At 38.7% G+C, this 20,576-nt stretch carries 29 protein-coding genes and 1 tRNA gene; 22 read left to right on the top strand and 8 right to left on the bottom strand.

The window, feature by feature from the left end:
* Positions 1–112: 112 nt before the first annotated feature.
* On the bottom strand, positions 113–313 hold the full coding sequence (locus tag ACKWB9_RS01765) for a hypothetical protein (protein ID WP_414001258.1): 201 nt from the start codon (positions 311–313) through the stop codon (positions 113–115).
* A 169-nt stretch (positions 314–482) separates the two neighbouring features.
* Here ACKWB9_RS01765 and ACKWB9_RS01760 point away from each other — a divergent pair, with 169 nt between their 5' ends.
* The 10 genes from ACKWB9_RS01760 (at position 483) to ACKWB9_RS01715 (ending at position 8,414) form a co-directional block, all read left to right on the top strand.
* Positions 483–692, top strand: a complete 210-nt coding sequence (locus ACKWB9_RS01760; protein WP_414001257.1) for a helix-turn-helix transcriptional regulator — start codon at positions 483–485, stop codon at positions 690–692.
* A gap of 11 nt (positions 693–703) precedes the next feature.
* On the top strand, positions 704–1,318 hold the full coding sequence (locus ACKWB9_RS01755; protein WP_414001256.1) for a DUF4062 domain-containing protein: 615 nt from the start codon (positions 704–706) through the stop codon (positions 1,316–1,318).
* Position 1,319: 1 nt separating this feature from the next.
* A complete protein-coding gene (locus ACKWB9_RS01750; RefSeq protein ID WP_414001255.1) occupies positions 1,320–2,711 on the top strand; it encodes an ATP-binding protein in 1,392 nt (463 codons plus the stop codon).
* 366 nt (positions 2,712–3,077) lie between these two features.
* Positions 3,078–3,668 (top strand): DUF3575 domain-containing protein, encoded by a 591-nt coding sequence (locus ACKWB9_RS01745; RefSeq protein WP_414001254.1) that lies wholly within the window; start codon positions 3,078–3,080, stop codon positions 3,666–3,668.
* Positions 3,669–3,831: 163 nt separating this feature from the next.
* On the top strand, positions 3,832–4,434 hold the full coding sequence (locus tag ACKWB9_RS01740) for a hypothetical protein (RefSeq protein WP_414001253.1): 603 nt from the start codon (positions 3,832–3,834) through the stop codon (positions 4,432–4,434).
* A 257-nt stretch (positions 4,435–4,691) separates the two neighbouring features.
* Complete coding sequence (locus ACKWB9_RS01735; RefSeq protein ID WP_414001252.1) at positions 4,692–5,006, top strand: transposase; 315 nt, start codon at positions 4,692–4,694, stop codon at positions 5,004–5,006.
* 258 nt (positions 5,007–5,264) lie between these two features.
* The gene (locus ACKWB9_RS01730) at positions 5,265–5,915 is read left to right on the top strand and encodes an IS3 family transposase (RefSeq protein WP_414001251.1); all 651 of its coding nucleotides are present in this window, start codon (positions 5,265–5,267) and stop codon (positions 5,913–5,915) included.
* Between the two features lie 98 nt (positions 5,916–6,013).
* On the top strand, positions 6,014–6,922 hold the full coding sequence (locus ACKWB9_RS01725; protein WP_414001250.1) for a hypothetical protein: 909 nt from the start codon (positions 6,014–6,016) through the stop codon (positions 6,920–6,922).
* Positions 6,923–7,005: 83 nt separating this feature from the next.
* Positions 7,006–7,254 (top strand): hypothetical protein, encoded by a 249-nt coding sequence (locus ACKWB9_RS01720; protein WP_414001249.1) that lies wholly within the window; start codon positions 7,006–7,008, stop codon positions 7,252–7,254.
* A 48-nt stretch (positions 7,255–7,302) separates the two neighbouring features.
* Positions 7,303–8,414, top strand: a protein-coding gene (locus ACKWB9_RS01715; protein WP_414001248.1) for an IS3 family transposase whose coding sequence is annotated in 2 segments (ribosomal slippage) — positions 7,303–7,564 and positions 7,564–8,414 — 1,113 coding nt in all. Because the reading frame shifts where the segments join, the coding sequence is not laid out codon by codon here.
* 1 nt (position 8,415) lies between these two features.
* Here ACKWB9_RS01715 and ACKWB9_RS01710 read toward each other — a convergent pair.
* The 3 genes from ACKWB9_RS01710 to ACKWB9_RS01700 are packed head-to-tail and all read right to left on the bottom strand — an operon-like array spanning position 8,416 to position 9,687.
* A complete protein-coding gene (locus ACKWB9_RS01710; protein ID WP_414001247.1) occupies positions 8,416–8,745 on the bottom strand; it encodes a transposase in 330 nt (109 codons plus the stop codon).
* Positions 8,729–9,427 (bottom strand): hypothetical protein, encoded by a 699-nt coding sequence (locus ACKWB9_RS01705; RefSeq protein WP_414001246.1) that lies wholly within the window; start codon positions 9,425–9,427, stop codon positions 8,729–8,731. The genes ACKWB9_RS01710 and ACKWB9_RS01705 overlap by 17 nt, the downstream gene beginning before the upstream one ends.
* Positions 9,373–9,687: a transposase gene (locus ACKWB9_RS01700; protein WP_414001245.1), complete on the bottom strand. Its 315-nt coding sequence runs from the start codon at positions 9,685–9,687 to the stop codon at positions 9,373–9,375. Before ACKWB9_RS01700 ends, ACKWB9_RS01705 begins: the two co-directional genes overlap by 55 nt.
* A gap of 242 nt (positions 9,688–9,929) precedes the next feature.
* On the opposite strand from ACKWB9_RS01700, the gene ACKWB9_RS01695 reads away from it, so the two are divergent.
* On the top strand, positions 9,930–10,175 hold the full coding sequence (locus ACKWB9_RS01695) for a type II toxin-antitoxin system ParD family antitoxin (RefSeq protein ID WP_414001244.1): 246 nt from the start codon (positions 9,930–9,932) through the stop codon (positions 10,173–10,175).
* Positions 10,176–10,472: a type II toxin-antitoxin system RelE/ParE family toxin gene (locus tag ACKWB9_RS01690; protein ID WP_414001243.1), complete on the top strand. Its 297-nt coding sequence runs from the start codon at positions 10,176–10,178 to the stop codon at positions 10,470–10,472.
* Between the two features lie 219 nt (positions 10,473–10,691).
* Here ACKWB9_RS01690 and ACKWB9_RS01685 read toward each other — a convergent pair whose 3' ends face one another.
* On the bottom strand, positions 10,692–11,156 hold the full coding sequence (locus ACKWB9_RS01685; protein ID WP_414001242.1) for a CBS domain-containing protein: 465 nt from the start codon (positions 11,154–11,156) through the stop codon (positions 10,692–10,694).
* Between the two features lie 120 nt (positions 11,157–11,276).
* On the opposite strand from ACKWB9_RS01685, the gene ACKWB9_RS01680 reads away from it, so the two are divergent.
* The 5 genes from ACKWB9_RS01680 to ACKWB9_RS01660 all read left to right on the top strand — a co-directional run bounded on the left by ACKWB9_RS01680 (position 11,277) and on the right by ACKWB9_RS01660 (position 16,315).
* On the top strand, positions 11,277–13,565 hold the full coding sequence (locus ACKWB9_RS01680) for a M28 family peptidase (RefSeq protein WP_414001241.1): 2,289 nt from the start codon (positions 11,277–11,279) through the stop codon (positions 13,563–13,565).
* Complete coding sequence (locus ACKWB9_RS01675) at positions 13,558–14,370, top strand: NAD-dependent epimerase/dehydratase family protein (RefSeq protein WP_414001240.1); 813 nt, start codon at positions 13,558–13,560, stop codon at positions 14,368–14,370. Before ACKWB9_RS01680 ends, ACKWB9_RS01675 begins: the two co-directional genes overlap by 8 nt.
* Positions 14,371–14,674: 304 nt before the next feature.
* Complete coding sequence (locus ACKWB9_RS01670; RefSeq protein ID WP_414001239.1) at positions 14,675–15,382, top strand: hypothetical protein; 708 nt, start codon at positions 14,675–14,677, stop codon at positions 15,380–15,382.
* A 191-nt stretch (positions 15,383–15,573) separates the two neighbouring features.
* On the top strand, positions 15,574–16,002 hold the full coding sequence (locus ACKWB9_RS01665) for an SRPBCC family protein (RefSeq protein WP_414001238.1): 429 nt from the start codon (positions 15,574–15,576) through the stop codon (positions 16,000–16,002).
* Positions 15,992–16,315, top strand: a complete 324-nt coding sequence (locus ACKWB9_RS01660; RefSeq protein ID WP_414001237.1) for an ArsR/SmtB family transcription factor — start codon at positions 15,992–15,994, stop codon at positions 16,313–16,315. Before ACKWB9_RS01665 ends, ACKWB9_RS01660 begins: the two co-directional genes overlap by 11 nt.
* Here the strand turns inward: ACKWB9_RS01660 and ACKWB9_RS01655 are convergent.
* From ACKWB9_RS01655 to ACKWB9_RS01645, 3 genes are all read right to left on the bottom strand, one after another.
* Positions 16,312–17,403, bottom strand: a complete 1,092-nt coding sequence (locus ACKWB9_RS01655) for a DUF2652 domain-containing protein (protein ID WP_414001236.1) — start codon at positions 17,401–17,403, stop codon at positions 16,312–16,314. The genes ACKWB9_RS01660 and ACKWB9_RS01655 overlap by 4 nt on opposite strands.
* Positions 17,404–17,484: 81 nt before the next feature.
* Positions 17,485–17,973 (bottom strand): nuclear transport factor 2 family protein, encoded by a 489-nt coding sequence (locus ACKWB9_RS01650; protein ID WP_414001235.1) that lies wholly within the window; start codon positions 17,971–17,973, stop codon positions 17,485–17,487.
* Positions 17,963–18,460: a hypothetical protein gene (locus ACKWB9_RS01645; RefSeq protein ID WP_414001234.1), complete on the bottom strand. Its 498-nt coding sequence runs from the start codon at positions 18,458–18,460 to the stop codon at positions 17,963–17,965. Before ACKWB9_RS01645 ends, ACKWB9_RS01650 begins: the two co-directional genes overlap by 11 nt.
* 65 nt (positions 18,461–18,525) lie before the next feature.
* Between ACKWB9_RS01645 and ACKWB9_RS01640 the strand changes: the two genes are divergently transcribed.
* The 5 genes from ACKWB9_RS01640 to ACKWB9_RS01620 all read left to right on the top strand — a co-directional run bounded on the left by ACKWB9_RS01640 (position 18,526) and on the right by ACKWB9_RS01620 (position 20,570).
* The gene (locus tag ACKWB9_RS01640) at positions 18,526–19,467 is read left to right on the top strand and encodes an NAD-dependent epimerase/dehydratase family protein (protein WP_414001233.1); all 942 of its coding nucleotides are present in this window, start codon (positions 18,526–18,528) and stop codon (positions 19,465–19,467) included.
* A gap of 16 nt (positions 19,468–19,483) precedes the next feature.
* Positions 19,484–19,729 (top strand): GIY-YIG nuclease family protein, encoded by a 246-nt coding sequence (locus ACKWB9_RS01635; RefSeq protein ID WP_414001425.1) that lies wholly within the window; start codon positions 19,484–19,486, stop codon positions 19,727–19,729.
* Between the two features lie 89 nt (positions 19,730–19,818).
* Entirely contained in the window at positions 19,819–20,103 is a 285-nt protein-coding gene (locus tag ACKWB9_RS01630; protein WP_414001232.1) for a GIY-YIG nuclease family protein, read from the top strand.
* Positions 20,104–20,192: 89 nt separating this feature from the next.
* On the top strand, positions 20,193–20,477 hold the full coding sequence (locus ACKWB9_RS01625) for a GIY-YIG nuclease family protein (protein WP_414001231.1): 285 nt from the start codon (positions 20,193–20,195) through the stop codon (positions 20,475–20,477).
* Positions 20,478–20,498: 21 nt separating this feature from the next.
* Positions 20,499–20,570: transfer RNA gene (locus tag ACKWB9_RS01620), tRNA-Arg, on the top strand.
* Positions 20,571–20,576 lie beyond the last annotated feature (6 nt).

Here is a 20,576-nt window from a genome sequence, read left to right as displayed (position 1 = left end):
CTAATCGCTTAAACGGAAACAAAAGCACACTTTTATTCCCGTACTATTTATAGCTAAACTGGTATGCCATTACGGAAAAACCAACCACTCTTTAAGAACATTTGGACAGTAATCACTTTGATTTTCTGCTTGTCGGATATTTGAATTGTTGCTCTTTGAATTGACCAATCTCTTCCCTAAGTGTTTGGTTAATATTTTGAATTAAATCATTCTGAACTTTCATAATACTCAATAAATCGTGCATAGCGTTTAAATTTTCTAATTGCTTGTAGACAATTTCTTCTAAATCAGCTTTGGTATATCTTTTGCTCATAATTGTATGTTTTTAATATTCAAAAAAAACCTTAAGAGGCTTATTTGAACCTTTAAAAGCACAACAAAGATATTAAAAATATTTAATTGAATACTAAAAAGCATAAAATAATGCGAAAAACATCTTAAATGAAGTTACTATATTTGATTTTTAACGATAATAATTTGTCATGAGCAAGGAAGTATACAATCGCATTAAGGCAGTTTTAGCAGAACAAGGGAAAACCAATAATTGGTTAGCAGATGAATTGGAAATGAATCGTACAACAGTTTCAAAATGGTGTAGAAACGAAATGCAACCAAGAGTTGAAACTTTGTTTCACATTGCTAAAGTGTTAGACATTGATGTGAAAGAACTACTTGTCAGTAGCAAAAAATAAGAGATAGTATAATGGCATCAAAACGCAATCATATTAAAGTCTTCGTAGCTTCAACAGTCTACAATTTTCAAAGTGACCTAAATCGTATTTATAATTTATTAGATGGTTTTGGTTATGATGTATTGATGTCGCATAAAGGAACTATTCCTCTCGACAGTAGTAAATCTAATGCTCAAATTTGTACGGATGGAGTTGAAGAATGTGATGTGTTTCTGGGTTTTATCAGACCTGATTATGGCTCTGGTGTTTTAGAAAAAGGCGGTAAATCAATTACACATATGGAATTTCAAACCGCAATGAAAAGAAACATTCCTCGATTTGTATTAGGCGACTATAGAGTTGCATTTACAAGAAGTTTATTTAAAGACAGTTTCATTATTGAAGACAGTACCAAGAAACAAATTAATTTCGATACTATCTCATTTGACAACTGTGATGTAATGGACACTAGATGCGTTAGAATGTACAATGAAGCAATAAAAGACAAAGAAAGGCCTGCTTCAAAAAGAACTGGAAATTGGGTTCAGGAGTATTATGACTATGATGCAATTAAGATGCACATTGAAAGTCAATTTAAATATTCAGAGAGAATTCAAAAACTAATTGATAATTCAAAGAAAAAATAAAATGGAAACTCAATCTTTTATACAAGAGTTATTGAAACGAAAAGGTGAGCTAAATTTAGCATTTCTTCAAGAATTTGATGTCTCAGTAATTCTTCAAAATATTTGTGGCTTACTTAATTCAGAAGGCGGTTGGGTGCTAGTTGGACATAATGGTAAAAAATTTGTTCATCTAGAATTGAGTGATGCTACTATTAACAACCTTAGACAAGAAGTAAATACACAAATATCTCCACAACCATTAGTTTACATTGCCAAGGACTTAGATGGAAACAATGATGTTGTATTAATCAATGTATTAAAAGGCTCACGACAACCTTATACATTAAATAATATTTACTATGTATTTGCTGGAGATTCTCCAGTAGTAGCGAATCAAGATGAAATTAGTTTATTACTACGTTCTTCTAATGAATACACTTCTACTTGGGAAAAAACAACTGTCATTGATTGTTCTATAAAAGATTTAGACCAGGATGAAATAATTAGAACAATCTCTGAAGCAGAAAAAATGAGCAAGGGAAAGGTTTTACCAAACACTCCTGAAGAATTCTTAAATTACTTTCAATTATCAGACTATGGAAATATTAAGAATGGAGCTTTAGTATTATTTGGTATAGACCCAATACGTTTTTTGCCACAATGCAGAATTAGGATATCAGTATTGCCAGAAGGTAAAACAGGGGATAAATTCGAAGATATTGAATTAATAGAGAGTAATTTATTTGATTCTTTTAACCGTGCAAAAGATTATTTTAGAAGATACAACCCACTTATCAGCTCTTTTAAAGAAAATGAATGGGACAGAGATACACAACTCAAATTTCCTGATGATGCTTTAGATGAAGCAATTGTCAATGCAATGGTTCATAGAGATTATGGAGACGTCTCAGGAGAAATCACCATTAACATTTACCCCAATAAAATTGAGATTACTAATTCAGGCGAAATCCCTTCTGACATAATTAAAGGAAAGAATAATATTAAGCCACATCACTCTGTATTTAGAAATCCTGCAATCGCACATATGTTTTATTTAAGAGGTAAAATGGAAAAATTGGGTCGTGGATTAACTCTTATTCGAGATAGCTTCGTGAAGGCTGGTTATCGCAAACCTGAATGGACTTTCCAAAGCGGCTATACTACACTAACATTATTTAGTAAGTCAATAAAGATTCAATTAAACGATAGAATGATAGATTTCTTTGCTGGTTTTAAAGAAAATGTATTTTCAAGACAGGATTACGAAGATTTTTTTAAAGGCACCATAGCGGAGAAAACAGCACGAAATGACCTTTCAAAGTTAGTTGAAAGCGGTTTTCTAATAATGACAGGTAAAGGGTCATTAACAAAATATAAAAGAACAGAGAAACAATTACCGGAAATTACCGGATGAGTTTAGTAATGAGTATCAATTTTTACCGGAGGTTACCGGAGGAGGGATTAAAAACCTCTTTTTGGAGTGTTTTTGGGCTTAATCAATTACCGGAAGTTACCGGAGGGATAAAAAATAATTTAATTCTTTTATGAGACATTTTACCGGAAATTACCGGAAACAAAAAATAAAACGGCATACAACAAGGTATAAAAAACATAGCCACTCTACGGGATGGCAACGTTTCTTATACTAACCGTTGTAAAACATTAAACAGAACCTCGAAAGAAAAATAATAAGTTGAAAATTATATATTATCGGAACAATTTACATTATTTTTTATGCTCTAATTAACGTGTTTTTTAATTGAATTTAACATTTGTATTATTGAAATATGATAGGTTTGTATTGAACTATTTAACAATCTATTTAATAAAAAAAATTTTAATAATTACAATTCTATTTTCTATTTTCAATACTAATGCACAAACCAAAAATGAAATTAAAGAAAATCAATTAGAAAGGAAAAATGAAATAAAACTTAACGCTTATTTTACAGCCTTGGGACTTTTTGAAATGACTTATGAAAGGAGTTTAAATAGAAAATCATCTTTAGGAATAACTGGATTGTACACTTTTAATAAAAAATACGATGAGGATACAAATTTTCTAATATCTCCTTTTTACAGAAGATACTTTGGTAAGAAATATGCTTCAGGTTTTTTTACTGAAGGTTTTGCGACAATAGGCTCAGTTGATGGAAAACAATTAACTGATATAAATGGAAATTTAACCTTAAATGAAGGTCCTGATGTAATTGATTTATCACTTGGTTTAAGTCTTGGATATAAATGGACTACCAAAACCGGAATTACTTTTGAAGCTATATTTGGAATGGGAAGAAATTTATTTAATGATGATAAAACAGACCATAATATTATTAATCGTCATGCAGTAAGCATAGGTTACCGATTTTAGTCCGAATAAAAAACGTTTTACAACAACGTTTATAATTCATTGCTAGTGCTCGCCTATTTACGAAAATTCTCAAGGATTTTCAGTTTGGTGCGTACTTGCAAAGTTAAGTGCTAAACCACACAACTACTCATAGCCGAGACCGTTGTAAACAATTAAAGAAGTGATGAAAAAAAAATTACTTAATGCTACCTTTTGCCTGATGACCTTAAGTTTGTTAGGACAAGTAAAAATGAACTTAATATTAAAAAATGGAAATATTAAGACAGGGACTTACAAAATCAAGGACAATACCCTAGGCTGGGCAACAAAAACAAAAATAATCTCGAAGAACACTAATGAAAAATATAATCTAAAAGATATCCGAAGTCTTGTTATGTTCATTAATAGTGATTCAATAAGATATGAGGTTATAAAAGTTAAGAAGTATTCTGATTCAAAAAAAACTGAATTAAAACTTGGGCAAGTTGGACTAAAAGGTAATAGAATAGAACTTTTTTATGTATCAGAATATGTATATCAAGGTGGTGCAGTTTCAAATATTACCACTGTTGGCTCTTACAATGAAATATACCTAAAAAAGAAAAATGCTCAAATTGCCTATAACATGGGTTATATTTATGGTGCAGGTCAAAGAGGGGTTAAAAAAAGAGTCCGAGAATTCTTTAAAGATTGTTCGTTGTTAATTGAAAAGGTGGATAAAAATGAAATTCCTAAAAAAGAAACAATGGAAATAGCTTTATTTTATGAAAACAATTGTAAAAAATAACTGTTCACAACAACACCTATAAACAATACGGGCTTAGTGTATAATCGCCGGGTTTGTGTATTTTTATGAAGCCCGCAAAATCTTTGGCCCCGACGCTTCGGGGTTGCTTACGAAAGGAAAAAATAAATCAAAACAATAAGATTTCGCTATGTGCGTGGCGGAAAGAAAATGCTAGTTTGCTCCTGTACTGTTCATAGCTCAACCGTTGTAGCACATTTTGCCCCGTCCTGAATAAAGGCTACATAATTTTAAACATTATGTACAAAAACGACAAAATGATCAGACGGTATTCAGAACCTTTTAAACTGAAAATTCTGGACGAACTTACCACAGGCAGACTTAACAAGTATCAACTCGGTAAACTTTATGGTGTTGCTCCTACCACCATTAACGAATGGATTAGAAAGTATAACCGCAAAGACCTAATGAACACCAGAATTAAAGTGGAAACCAAAGACGAAACAACACGTATCAAAGAACTTCAAAAGGAAATCGAACAACTTAAAAAAACTCCTTTTAAAAAAGGATTTAGATGCACTAGTATTGGACTCCTATCTGGAAGTAGCCGCTGAACGGTTAGGTTATAAATCTGTTACCGAACTAAAAAAAAGCTAAATATCCAGCCTTAATAAAAGCCAAGGACAAAGCTAAGGGATTTGCTTCTTTAACAACTATAACCCATTGTTTTGGACTCAAACGTGATGCATTCTACAAGTATAGGGATAGAGCGGACAAACGCTTGGAGTTAGAACAACAGATTCTAAACATAGTTGGAAAAAGACGCAAATCCCTTCCTGGAGAAGGCGTGCGCAAACTCAAAAAATCATTGCATGACGAGTTTAACAAAGCCAGCCTTAAAGTCGGTAGAGATACATTGTTCAATGTCCTTAGAAAACACAATATGCTTACTCTTAGAAAGAAATACAGCTCCAGAACAACCAATTCGTTACACAGGTTCCATAAGTATAAAAAACATCATTAAAGATGTAGAGGTAACCATGCCTAATCAAGTTTGGGTATCTGATACTGCCTATATTAGAACTGTAAAAGGGTTTTGTTATCTCGCCCTTGTTACGGACATGTATTCTAGAAAGATCGTTGGTTATGGCCTTAGTGATAGCTTAGAACTTAAAGGATGTGTTAGAGCGCTTAACAAAGCACTATATCAATCCAAAGATGTCAAAAAGCTTATTCATCGTTCGGACAGGGGCATACAGTATTGTAGTAATCAATACACACAGGTCCTTAAAAGAAATAAGATAGATATCGGTATGACCGAAGAAAATCATTGCTGTGAAAATGCTTTGGCCGAACGTGTAAACGGCATCTTAAAAGACGAATTCTATCTCGACCAAACCTTTACCGACAAGGTTCACGCAAAAAGAGCTACAAAAAATGCAATTAATTTATATAATGAAATAAGATTACATTTATCTTTAGACCATAAAACACCAAATATGGTATATTTAAAAACAGCGTAAATCATTTTTTAACCTGTAGCCATATTTCAGGACGAGACAGTTTGAAAAACGAAACTTTTAATTATCGAATAATATTAATAATCAATAAAAAAACAGAAATGAAAAAAATAATATTGTGGATTGGGTTAATAGGAATTAATATCACACTAAATGCGCAAGAAACTGTTCAAGGAATTAATTTTCATGCAGAACACGCAAGTTATAACTCTTCTGGGGTTCACGATTCACACTTAACTCAATGGGATCGGTTATCATTAGCCCTTAAATCAGAAAATAATTCATTTCGAATTGAAGACTGGACTTTAGGAAGTAGTAATGTTAAAACAATATTCTCTGCAAATGCTGATGGTATGGTAGGAATAAATACTAGTTCGCCTAAGGAAAAGTTTCATGTTAAAGGAAATATATTAATTGATTCATATAGTTTGGGAAATGACAATGGGATTTTTTTTAGAGAGAATTTTAGTTCTGGGAACAAGTACAATATGTCAATTTTAACTTATGACCATTCAAATTCAGGAACAAGTCCAGACGGACTTAGCTTTAATGCATTTGATGGACTTAGCTTCTCTACAGGTTCGAATAATCGTAATGAAAGGATGAGAATAGATAAAAATGGAAATGTTGGAATTGGAACTACTAATCCTGGCTCATGGAAATTAGCAGTTAATGGAAGTATTAGAGCAAAGGAAATAAAAGTAGAAACTGGTTGGTCTGATTTTGTTTTCTTTAGCGATTATAAATTATCAACATTGGAAGAAGTTGAAAATCATATTAAAGAAAAAGGACATTTAAAAGATATCCCTTCTGCTAAAGAAGTCACAGAAAATGGTATTTATCTTGGGGAAATGGATTCCAAACTTCTTCAAAAAATAGAAGAGTTAACTCTTTACACTATTCAACAAGAAAAGAAAATAAAAAAACTTGAAAAAGAGAATCAAGAACTGAAATCCTTATCTAATCGATTATCTAAAATAGAAAAACTACTACTAGAATCGAAAAAATAAAAGCTTATAACAAAGGTAGCCGTGGCACAAGCCCCTAAAACCCGAAAACGTAAATCAGTATAAGCTCTTTTGCGAGGGCTTTCTTGGTTTATATCTGCTCTGATCTTGCCAAAAAAGGAGGGTCGAAAAGCCCCCAAAACGGCTTTTATCGGGTCTTTTATGGCGAAAAAGTCAAAAGACAGGGACTTGGCCCCGTTCTTGGCTTTTTTCATGGCGTATTTCAACAGTTTTTTCAGATTGTAGGCAGTGGCGGCCATATGCATGCATTCGTTGGCCTGCCTTATGCCCAAAGTATAGATCTTGCCCATACCCATGAACTGGGCCAGGGTTGAAGGCTTCCCTGTTTTTCGTACAGTTTAAAAATCAATTATTTTTAGATTATGAAGAAAAGCAGATTTACAGAAACACAGATCGTTGCGATGCTTAGGCAATACGATTCGGGAATGAAGGTCACCGACATCTGTCGTGACAAAGGGATCACCACCGCCACTTTTTATAGTTGGAAGCGCAGGTACGGCGGCATGGACGCCCAACAGCTCAAGGAACTCAAGTCGTTACGGGAAGAGAACAGGCGGCTCAAGGCGATGTACGCCGATCTGAGCCTGGACCACCGTATTTTAAAGGACATCATCGAAAAAAAGCTTTGAGGCCTTGCGGGCGAAGGGAACTGGCAGAGGGTATCGTAAAGGAGGAGGGCCTGAGCATAGCAAGGGCCTGTACGATCGTATGCCTCTGCCGTTCGATGTGGTACTATCGTAGCAGGCGTGACGATACGGAAGTAATCGACAAGTTGACCGAACTGGCCGAGTCCAAGCCCGATAGGGGTTTCGATTGGCTCTATAACCGCATCCGCAAGCAAGGCCACAAGTGGAACCGTAAACGTGTATTGCGGATCTATCGCCTATTGGGCATGAGGTTAAGGAGAAAAACCAAGAAACGGCTGCCCAAACGGATAAAGGAACCCTTGGCGGTACCGGACGCGCCCAGGGAGGTATGGAGCGCGGACTTCATGTCGGACAGCCTTGTAACGGGACGGAGCTTCAGGATATTCAACCTGATGGACGACTTCAACCGTGAAGCACTCTGCATGAAGGGGAACTTTTCCATGCCGGGAATTCGGGTGGTAGGATACCTCAGGGAGGCCATAGAGGTTTACGGCAGGCCTATGGCCATAAGGGTGGACAACGGACCTGAATTTTTATCCAGGGTCTTTGTCAACTATTGCGAGGTAGAGGACATCGAGATAAAATACATACAACCGGGCAAGCCGAATCAGAACGGTTATATCGAAAGGTTCAACAGAACCTACCGTGAAGATGTACTGGATGCGCATCTGTTCAGGGATATCGAGGAAGTGAACTTGGAGACCGAACGATTCAAGGAGGAATACAACCGCTTCCATCCGCATAAAGCATTGGGAAGAAGCAGCCCAAAAGAATATTTGGAAGAATTTTCAAAGGGGCATGCCCCTTTGAAACATCATTTTGTTTAATTTAACCCCTGTACGAAAACGGGTAAGTCTTCAGGGTGCCCGGAACGGGTTCCACCGTGCTTTGCTTTTTGGCCTTCATATAACGCCCCAATGGGCTGTTGACCCATTTGTTGTTGCGTTCGTATTCCCCGCGGTAATAGGTAACGCCGAACTTCTTCTCCTGTGCGCTCTTGCCAAGGCATCGGGCCCTGACCGGGCAATCGACGCAGACATGCTTCCTTGCACGGTATTCCTTCTTCTTGGTACCGGTCCGATAATCCCCGATTACCTTGGTAAATGGAACCACCTTTCCTTGGGGACATAGGCAATGGTCTTCACCTTTGACATACACAAAACCTTCCGGGCCGCCCTTGTAGGTGCCGTGGGGAGGGATCAAGCTCTTCAGGCCAACTTGTTCCAACAAAACGTAGTTCTCCCCGCTGCCGTAACCCGTATCGGCGACAACGTTCTCCCACATCGGACCTTCCCGCCAAAGCCTCCTGCCTACCCGGCCTACCATATCGGGCAAATGTTGGTTGTCCTTCCCAGCTGATACGTACGTCGGGGTCCACGGGACTGTAATGCGTCTTGTTACTGGTGTACTTGCTCCCCCAGTTGCCCGAACCGGGACGTTGGTCCTGGTCCTTCGACCATTCCTTGTTGCGGCTTTTTACGGCCCGTAGTTCCTTGTCTTTGGCCGTTACCTTACCTTGGTTACCGATCGACCTATCGTTCTTTGCCCTGCGAAGCGGCCTTTCCTTGTCAACGGTACTTATATGGCGTACCTTCCTCAGGTGGGCCTCCAAATCCTCCCCCAGCACCTTTAGCTCCAGACTGTCCATAGAGGCGTTGGCCTTCACAGGGGCCGAGTCCATCACCTGGGTATGGCCACTGACCAGGCCGCTTTCCACACAGAGCGAGAACACCTTGGTGGACACCTCCTCAAAAACATCCTCGGGAAACAACTGGCGCGTACGGCTTATGGTTGAATGCCATAACCCAAAAAGTACAGGATGTCCAACCGCATACCGCAATGGCCGACCAGTTTTCTGTCGCTTGCGATATTCTCCAGATACCCCACCAGACACAGCTTGAAGAACACAACCGGGTCGATGCTCTTTTGACCGCTGCTCCCATAAAAACCCTTGGTCAGCCGATAGAGGAAATCCATATCGGCCCCTCCCTTCAAACGCCGGTAGAAATTGTCCTCGCGAACACGGTCGCTCAATCGGAAATCCGTAAACAGTTTTTCTTGGTAATCCTTTTTGCCTTGCATACCTAAAGATAAGATCATTCGTTATCTTTAGAAAGTTGTGCAACAGGCACAAAGTGTAAAAATAATTGCTTAGTTCCAGCCTACTTCTGAATCCCGATAGTTATCGGGACTTGCGGATTTTCAGTTTGGTGTGTACTTGTAAAATTAAGTGCTAACCCACGCAACTATTCATAGCCGAGAACATTACCCACGATTTCAAATCACTATCTAAAATTTGGACAAAATACCATAAATTGGTATATTTGAAATAAAAACCCAAGATGGCGAAAAACACTTCCATTTTATTAGGTGATTACTTTAACAATTTCATAAATGAACAAATTAGCAGTGGCAGATTTTCTTCAGCAAGTGAGGTTGTTAGGTCTGCATTAAGATTATTTGAACAAGAAGAAAGTAAGAAAAAAGAGCTGATTAAAGAATTGATTAGAGGGGAAAGGTCTGGATTTTCTGAAAACTTTGACAAAAATGAATTCTTAAAGAAAATGCACAAAAACGCATCCATATAAATGGACTTTAAAATAAGTATCGAAGCTGAAAATGACTTGGAAAAAATCTGGAACTATACTTTTGAAACCTGGTCAACAGAACAAGCTGATAGATATATTAACCTAATCTTTGAAGAAATTGAATATATCTGTGAAAAACCAAAATCTGGAAAAGACTTTAGCTATGTAAGGAAAAATTATTTAGGAACTAAAGTCAAGTCACATTTCATTTTTTATAAGGTTAATCAAAAAGAAAATGGAATAGAAATCATCCGTATTTTACACCAAAGAATGGATATTGAAAATAGGTTAAAATAAAGCCGTAGCTAACAATGTTCCTATAATTCATTGTGGTTTTGTGCCACATCAAAATAAAAATCAAAGGCTGATTTTAAGCGGAATAATCCTGACTCGCCTGCACGCCAACTCGCCCACTGCTTCGCAGACATTATCACAATGAAATCATAGCTGGAAAACCGCTAAAGCAACTATAGAAATTTCTTGAGAAACCCTTTTTTTAGAAAATCGGACAGGGTTCTATTTCCAATTCTGCCCGCTTAATTTTAGTGCGGCAATTACAACATCTTTTCTACTTATTTGCCCTACCAGCAATCCGTTCTTCATAACGGGAAGCCTTCTTCTGTTGTGTTTGTCAAATATACCGGCCGCATCAAAAATAGAGATATCGTGAGGAATGGTCTGCACGTTTTTTGACATGTATTTCTCCACACTTTTATCCAAAATAGGTTGATTAAAATATCGGCTTTCGGATATTCGTTTCATACAGTCCGCTTCTGAAATGATTCCCACCAAAAAACCATTGTTGTCCAGTACCGGGCCGCCCGAAATATGGTGTTTCGCAAAGGCCTCCATAACTTCCAAAATGGACTGTTCGGGATTAAAGGTCACGAGCTTTGCAGTCATGTAATCTTCTACCAAAATAGGTGCTTCAAACTCCTTTTTAACGGCTTTTCGGGCCCCTTGAAAACTTTTGATCCCCATGACTACGTAATTTATAGATTGATTACTAAAGATAGGAAAAAATGGCCGATTTTTTTAAAAAACTCGATGTAATGTGTCAACTTATCAATATTTCATAATTTTAACATAGATTCATAACCTATGAAAAGAACGACCTCCATACTCACTTTATCGCTTTTAATTTTAGCAGCTTATTGGAGTTTTAAAGTGCTAATGCCCTCTTATGTTCCGGACAAAACGGCATCTGAAACTTCCTTTTCTACCGATAGGGCCTTGACACATGTAAAAGCTATTTCCCAAGAACCTCATGGTGTGGGTTTCGCCGGCCATTCCAAAGTGCGTACCTATATCCTATCGGAACTTGAAAAACTTGGAATAGAAGCCTTTACCCAAGAAGGTTATACCGCCGGTGATTCGGAAAATATGAGCAAAGCAATAAATATTGTTGCCCGGATAAAGGGAACGGGCAAAGGCAAGGCCCTTCTGCTTATGAGCCATTATGACAGTGACCCGCATTCCTCCTTGGGAGCCAGCGATGCCGGCAGTGGAGTGGCTACGGTCCTAGAAGGGATAAGAGCATACATGGCCCAAAAGAAACAGCCAAAGAACGATATCATCGTTCTTATTTCGGATGCCGAGGAACTAGGCCTTAACGGTGCCGATCTTTTCGTGAGCGAACACCCCTGGGCCAAAGACATTGGACTTGTCCTTAATTTTGAGGCCAGGGGAAGTGGCGGTCCCGGGTTTATGTTCATAGAAACCAACCAGGGGAACGCAAATTTAATCAAGGAATTTATAAAGGCATCCCCAAAATATCCTGTGGCCAGTTCACTCATATACAGTGTCTATAAAATGTTGCCAAATGAAACCGATCTTACCATTTTTAGGGAGAAAGGGGATATTGAAGGGTTTAACCTTGCTTTTATAGATGATCATTTTGATTACCATACCGTCAGGGATACCTATGAAAATTTGGATCGTAATACACTGGCCCATCAGGGAAGTTATTTGATGTCATTATTGCATCACTTTAGTGAGGCAGACCTGGGCAAAATAAAAAGCCCTAACGATTCCGTGTATTTTAATATGCCATTCTTTACGATGGTCTCCTATCCTTTTGATTGGATTTGGCCCATGTTAGGGTCGGCCGTCCTATGTTTTATATTATTGATCGTACTCGGATTCAGGAAAAAGATCCTAAATGGAAAGGACATCTTAAAGGGATTTATTCCCCTGTTTTTTTCATTGATCATCAACGGTCTGGCAGGTTTCTACGGTTGGACACTCCTTAAATGGTTTTACCCCGCCTATACGGACATACTCCATGGTTTTACCTATAACGGCCACACTTATATTTTGGCCTTCATCTTCTTTTCTGTAGGGATATGTTTCTACACATACCACAAATTCAAGGTGGTAAAAACCCCTAATCTTCTGGTAGCCCCTATTTTTATTTGGCTGTTAATTTGCACATTGATATCCCATTATTTGCCGGGTGCGGCATTTTTTATAGTTCCCGTTTATGGAATACTGGTCGCTTTTTACATTCTCATCCATCAAAAAAATCCGAACGCTTTTCTATTGGTTTTTCTCGGAATCCCGGCCATCTTTATCTTTGCGCCCTTAATCCAAATGTTCCCGATCGCACTTGGATTAAAAATGATGATTACCGGTACGCTCTTGACCGCACTCACTTTTTTTCTGCTTTTGCCCGTATTTACAAGATATAAAAACAAAAGGAGTCTGGCCATATTGAGTTTTTTACTGGTTATCGGGTTTATGGTATCCGCCCATATAAATTCCGGGTTTACGGAAGAACGGCCCAAACCCACCAGTTTATTGTACGTTTTAGATGTAGACGAGCAAAAAGCACATTGGGCAACCTATGAAAATGTACTTTCGGAATGGACAACGCAGTACATCCCCGAAAACAAAAAACCGCTCCCGGAAACTTTATCCAAAAATACGGTTTATAGTAAATACAGATCCAATTTCACTTATACGGCAGATGCTCCCCTGAAAAAAGTACCGGCCCCTGAAATCAAAATCCAGAAAGACACTTTGATCAATGAAAATAGAGTTTTGGAAATTTGTATTGTTCCCCAAAGAAATGTGAACAGATTGGACGTTTTTACGAATAAAACAGACATAAGAAACGCCAGTTTTAACGGTGTTGCCCTTTCTGGCCAGTACCTTAAAAATAGGCGTAACCGAAATTTGATTACCCATTATATTACCGATAATATGTATACTGAACTGTATTTGGAAATTCCGAAGAACGCCCCTTTGGAATTAACGGTCTATGAAACGTCCAATGATCTATTGGAAAACGAACGGTTCAGCATACCCAAAAGGCCCATAGACCAAATCCCGATGCCCTTTGTGCTCAACGATGCCATTGTAACCGTTCAAAAAATCAAGTTTGACTAAATCGGTCGGAGTTATAGGTTGCGGATGGCTGGGGTTCCCACTTGCCAAAAGTCTCATTAAAAAAGGATATTCCGTTAGTGGTACCACCACTTCGGAAAACAAATTGGAATTACTTGAAGAAGCAGGTATATCGCCCTATAGGGTCCAGCTTTCAGAAAATGATATTTTTGGGGATATTTCGGCATTTCTTAAAAATTTAGAAGTGCTTATTCTTAACGTACCTCCCCGACTAAGAGGTAAGGGCGAAAAAGGGAACTATGTAAAAAAGATGGAACTACTCCATCGGGAAATCACCAATTCACCCATAGAAAAGGTCATTTTTATAAGTAGTACATCGGTCTATGGTGATATTTCGGGCACGATTACCGAGGAAACGGAACCCAGACCCAATACCGAATCGGGAAGGCAACTGTTACAATGTGAAAAAATATTTCAAAATAACGCTCATTTAGAAACTACCATCATACGCTTTGGTGGACTTATCGGACCCGGTCGGCATCCGGTGACCATGCTGTCCCGCCGTGAAAATCTTACCGATGGCGATGCCCCGGTAAACCTTATTCATTTGGACGATTGTATCGGGATCATTACTTCCATCTTAATGTTTGATCAATGGGAAGAAGTTTTTAATGGGGTATATCCGTACCATCCTGCCAAAAGGGATTATTACAGATCAGCAGCGCTTAAACGAAACATAAAAATTCCTGATTATCAATTATTTAAATCCATAAAACATAAAAAAATAACTACTTCTAAAGATTTTCTCCTTAATTTTTATGCCTTTCAAACATCAATAGATCAATAGTTCGTTGTTTGGATTCTATGCCCCATATGTCAAAAGTTTTTACCAACACAACGATTTCACGACCATTGACCTGGATTTAAAAATTAAGAACGGTTAAAAGGCATTTAGTGTGCCTTTTTCTTTTTCTGGCATTTAAAGCTTTCCTTAACAGCTTCATACGGAATATTTTAATAGTTTAGCGCACCAAAAATCACTGAACAATGAAACCGATACGATTAAGATAATCCTAAATATGCAAGACAATGATTATTTTAAATCATCAAAAGGTGACAGTCGATCATTAAAAAACAATAAAAATAAACACATGAAAAAATTACTTTTTGCGCTTCTTTTACTTATTGGATTTTCTGGAATAGCACAGACCAAAAGCGAACTACAAAAACATTATGAGGCCTTTTACAACCAAATGCGCTTACAGGGAGATGTGGACGGTGTTATCAATGCCTTGACACACTTGAACGTACTATCGCCATCACAAGAAAGAAAGGACACCCTGGCCTATATCTATGCCAATGACAACAAACACCTACAGGCACTAAATATCATAGGTATCGAAAAGGTAGATACGGATTCCGATTTGGCCGTACAGGTAAAGGCCATTTCCTTAAAAGCATTGAACCAGCCCAAACGTGCCCTGGAGCATTTTGAGGTATTGAATACCAGAAACCCCAATGCATATCTAGCGTATGAACTGGCCGACCTAAAAATACAGACCGGGGATAATACCGGGGCCATGACAAACATAGATTATGGCATCTCCAACGCCAAAGATGATATGAAATATGCATTTTATGAGCGCCAACAACCTTATGAAGTTCCATTGAAAGCCGCTTTCTTTCATTTAAAGGGATTAGTGAAATTCAATATGGATAAAACCAATAATATCGATGCGGCCATAGCCATTATGGACGAAGCATTAAAAATAGAACCCAACTTTAATTTGGCCAGTTTGAGTAGGCAGGCATTGATTACGAGAAAAGAAACCCCGGCCGAAACAGAGACCAAAGAATAGAGGAGAAATACATCTTATTTATCGAAAGAGCGGACATATGTCCGCTCTCTTTGTTTAGGCCTAAAGGTGGTTTTTGACTACGCGGAGAAACATGACCCATCCAAATATGCAACTAAAAAGTTGCACAATAAATATTATTCACTATATTTGCAACCATATAGTTGCGTATTAATATATAAAACAATCCGATCATGAAAGATGTAATCACAAAAGAACACGTTTTCAATCACCCTATCCATAGCGTATGGAATGCCATCTCTAAAGGGGAGGAAATCTCCACATGGTTTATCAATGCCGATTTTAAGCCCGAAAAGGGCTATAGGTACACCTTTACGGCAGGTGAGGAAAAAGGATGCACACAAATTACCGGAGTAGTAAAACAGGCTGAGCCCTATACATTGATCTACACCTGGATCGTTGAGGACACCAACGTTGAGACTACGGTTAAATGGACCTTAAAAGAAGTATCGGGCAAAACCCAACTGGTTCTGGAACACTCGGGAATATCCAATTATTCCGGTGATAATGCCGTTACCATGTTCGGCCACTTTAGTGCCGGATGGGATAATTGTGTTTCTTTGCTAACAGCGTATCTAACCCAGGAAGTACATGCAAGATAAAGTTACAACTGTATTAAAAGCTATTGCCGACCCTACCAGACGTGAAATTTTTCATGTACTGGTAGTGGCGACCACGGCTATGCCGATAACCGAAATATCCAATCAGTTTAATATGACCCGCCAGGGCATTACCAAACATCTACTAACGTTGAACGAAGCTGGCCTTGTAGAGATCAGCAAAAAAGGAAGAGAGCGTTTTTGCAATGCCAATACCGGTCCCTTAAAGGAAATACACCAATGGCTCAATTTTTACGAACAATTTTGGGACGATACGCTTGGCAAACTGGATGCTTATCTAAAAGATAGAACTTAGGTCGTAGTGTTGTGCTTTTCGCTAATAAACTGGGCAAGACCATCAATGGCGTTCCGGGTATTTCTTTTGAAAACCCTTTTTACGAACAAGAAAATGAACAACCGCTTGATAAGGGATTTGGTTTCCCAATATGTTTCAACCCTTAAAGTACTTGATTTTTCCGTTATGGGGGTTATAATATAAAATTGATAAAAGATATTTACTACAGGAGGGCTACTTGTCATTTCACCATAAACCAATTTACCGGACGCTACCTCTTTTGTTACCGCTACAAAGTTCAGATGCTTACCGTTCACCACGCAAAGATGTTCCGTTCCCAATCTGGTGACTTCATGCTCATTGTACTCAAATCTATCCACTCCTATACCCCAATAATGGCGATAAGTGTAGTTTGTAATATACTCTATTAAAAGTTTGCCCGAAACGGGAATATCCTTTTCAAGCACCAGGTCGGGCGGTCTTTTGAATACTAATTTCTGCCCTTTGGGAAAGGTATTCAATACAAGTTTTTCCGGATCTACAACAGAATATATATAACCTACTTCCCGATTATCGTAAACATCCTGCCCTTCCCTAAATCTAAAGAGTTTGCTGTAATAATATATGGGCAGTTCTATGGTGCTGGCCAATTCTTTGCTTACCAGGGCATAATTATCGCTCTCAACGGAGTTTTTGAGCAATCTATGGGCTTCTATGACCTGTTTTCCAAAAGGCTTTCTATTACCCTGGACCGCTATAAAACTGAGTTCCCCACAGTGTGCCACAATTTTTAATTGCAAACTGGCGGCGGTAGCGCAGGCGGTACAGGAACATATCCTATTGCGTTCCAAAAGCCTTAAATGGCTATAAAAGGCCGTGTACATGGTTTCAAACTGCGCCAACAGTTTCTCCTGTGAAAGCACCTCCTCTTCTTTATAAAAGAAAAGGGCATCCCCCTCTATTTCCGCAAGTTGTAGCTCGTGTGTATTGGATTCTATAAGAACCTCGAGCAGTTCCGCTATAACATGCTGGCTATGTTCTACCTCCGTAGTCTGCACAAAATTGGTGAATCCGGAAATATCCGGAATAAAAAGGAGTGACTTTGGCATAATCCAAAACTACTAAAAATAGTATCATAAATTTCCTCGATCCCAACAAGACGAGCTTACACAGGATGGTACAAACGGATATTAATTTCTGTTGAACCGGGACAGCAATAAACTATCCTTTTCTTTTTTAATGGCGATAAGCTCCCTCACATTTTCATTGGGGACGGCGATGGAAAGTACATAGTGCGCAATTTTCCATTCACCATTGGATCTATGGAGTACCCCTGAACCCCTGCAAAGCTTCATCTGGGTATCCAACAACTCATCGAACCAAGCAATATCCCCCGTACTACTTATATAAATATTACGCTCTACGGCCGTAAAGCTCCACGCCCTCCCCTTGTCAAAATGAGGTTTGGCATATGCTTCAAATTCCGGGCGTGGCCAGTTTTCCATAGCATCCGTACCAATAAATACGGCATCCTTCGTCATTAAGTCAAAATAGCTGTCAAAATCGGCTTTGGAAGCGGCCAAGTGCCATGCGTCCATCGTTTTATTAATCGCGTTTTCAGGGGTCTGGGCAAATAGTTTCGCGCTTAAGAACAGTAATATGATATATTTAATTTTCATCGGAAAGTAAATCTTCAGGCAAAATATTGTTTACGGTTACGTTGAATTGCTTTCGCAATGCATTGAACGCCCCTACCATTTCTTTGATGGATTCCTCGGGATTTTGACGGTATTCCAAATCGGCCTTAGTTTGTAAAATAAAGGTTTTCAGCACCTTTTGTCTACCCTTTACCTGAGGAATGTCAAAGGTCGAAGGATATACCGAAGCTTCCCACGTCTTTTGTTTTTCCACCAAATCCTCGATAGTCAATATAAAATCTTCACGAAACTCCGCCCTGTACATACTGTTAAAACTGGTTTCAAAACCCCTATATTCCACCCATTCGGATAAAATAGAGGCAGCCTTTGCGTTTATCACAGCAGGTTTTGGTAGATTGGACAATTCCACGGCCCAACCGGAATCCTGAGCTCCTACATTTTTGGATGTTTCATCCCTGCAAGCGTTCATTGAAAAAATGACCAGCAAAAAAAAACAGAATTTTCGCATAGGGCGAATGTACAAATTTTAAGAAAAGGTATCTTTACACCCTCGTGTTTTAACTTCAATTTTTGATGGAAAAATATATACTTATTATTGGTGCCTGCGGGCAGATAGGAACAGAACTTACATGGGCACTTCGTTCAAAATACGGTAATGACCGTGTGATTGCGAGCGATATCAGGGAAGGTAGCGAAAGTTTAATGGAATCCGGACCGTTCGAAATCCTGGATGCCACTGATTATAATGCCTTGGAGGAGGTTATTGCCTATTATGAAATTAGCGAAGTCTATCTTATGGCGGCCATGCTGAGCGCCACGGCGGAAAAATTTCCTATGCGCGCCTGGAACCTGAACATGGGGTCCCTTTTCAATGTTCTGAATTTGGGCAAAGAAAAGAAAATAGATAAAATTTTCTGGCCATCCAGCATAGCCGTTTTTGGTCCGAATACCCCAAAGGAAACCACACCGCAAAATACTATTATGGAACCTAGCACGGTGTACGGCATTAGCAAACAATCCGGTGAACGTTGGTGCGAATATTATTTTAACAAATTTGGGGTAGACGTGCGGAGCATCCGTTATCCCGGTCTGATCAGTTGGAAGACCATGCCCGGTGGCGGTACTACGGATTATGCCGTGGACATCTACCATAAAGCATTGTCAGAAGGCACGTATACCTGTTTTTTAAAAGAGGATACCAAACTTCCCATGATGTTTATGGACGATGCCATAAGGGCCACAATACAGATTATGGAAGCCGATACCGAAGCGATTAAGGTACGTTCCGCCTATAACTTGTCCGCCATGAGCTTTACCCCCATCCAAGTGGCCAAAAGCATTCAAAATCATATCCCCGACTTTAAAATTTTATACGAACCCGATTTTAGACAAGCCATAGCCGATTCCTGGCCCAGCAGTATTGATGACTCCGATGCACAGAACGATTGGAACTGGAAAGCGGAATTTGACCTGGAAAAGACGACCAAAAAAATGCTCAAGCACTTGAAACCCTAGTTCATCTTTTTTGTAAATTGTATATATCGGTAGGACCTCCGATTTGATCGCCCGTCTGGAATTCCATAATTCCCGAACAAAAAATACCGGGACCACCAGATCAAAGATTCCATGGGCCTATTTTTATACGTTGGAGGTAAAGGGTCCAAAAATCGCCGGAAAGATCGAAAAACACATCAAAAAAATGAAAAGCAGGGCGTATATCCACAATTTGAGGCGTTATCCCGAAATTGCCAAGGAACTTATTAAAAAGTATTCTTAAATTCGCTTCGGAATTTTAAATGGCCCCGTAGTTCAATGGATAGCCCCGATAGCTATCGGGGGAAGTTTCCTTGAAATATTGACAAAAAGATGCACTTTGCATATGTCATACGGTCCAAAATCGACAACAGCTTTTATATCGGTAGGACTTCCGATTTGATCGCCCGTCTGGAATTCCATAACTCCCGAACAAAAAATACCGGGACCACCAGATCAAAGATTCCATGGGACTATTTTTATACGTTGGAGGTAAAGGATCCAAAAATCGCCGGAAAGATCGAAAAACACATCAAAAAAATGAAAAGCAGGACGTATATCCACAATTTGAGGCGTTATCCCGAAATTGCCAGGGAACTTATTAAAAAGTATTCTTAAATTCGCTTCGGAATTTTAAATGGCCCCGTAGTTCAATGGATAGCCCCGATAGCTATCGGGGGAAGTTTCCTTGAAATATTGACAAAAAGATGCACTTTGTATATGTCATACGGTCCAAAATCGACAACAGCTTTTATATCGGCAGGACCTCCGATTTGATCGCCCGTCTGGAATTCCATAATTCCCGAACAAAAAATACCGGGACCACCAGATCAAAGATTCCATGGGACTATTTTTATATGTTGGAGGTAAAGGATTCAAAAATTGCCGGAAAGATCGAAAAACACATCAAAAAAATGAAAAGCAGGACGTATATCCACAATTTGAGGCGTTATCCCGAAATTGCCAGGGAACTTATTAAAAAGTATTCTTAAATTCGCTTCGGAATTTTAAATGGCCCCGTAGTTCAATGGATAGAATAGAAGTTTCCTAAACTTTAGATGCAAGTTCGATTCTTGCCGGGGCTACTTTTT

The organism is Maribacter spongiae (assembly GCF_047345125.1).
Classification (GTDB): Bacteria; Bacteroidota; Bacteroidia; order Flavobacteriales; family Flavobacteriaceae; genus Maribacter.
The sequence above is the reverse complement of the archived record's forward strand: the minus strand, read 5'-3'. Positions and strand labels throughout refer to the sequence as shown.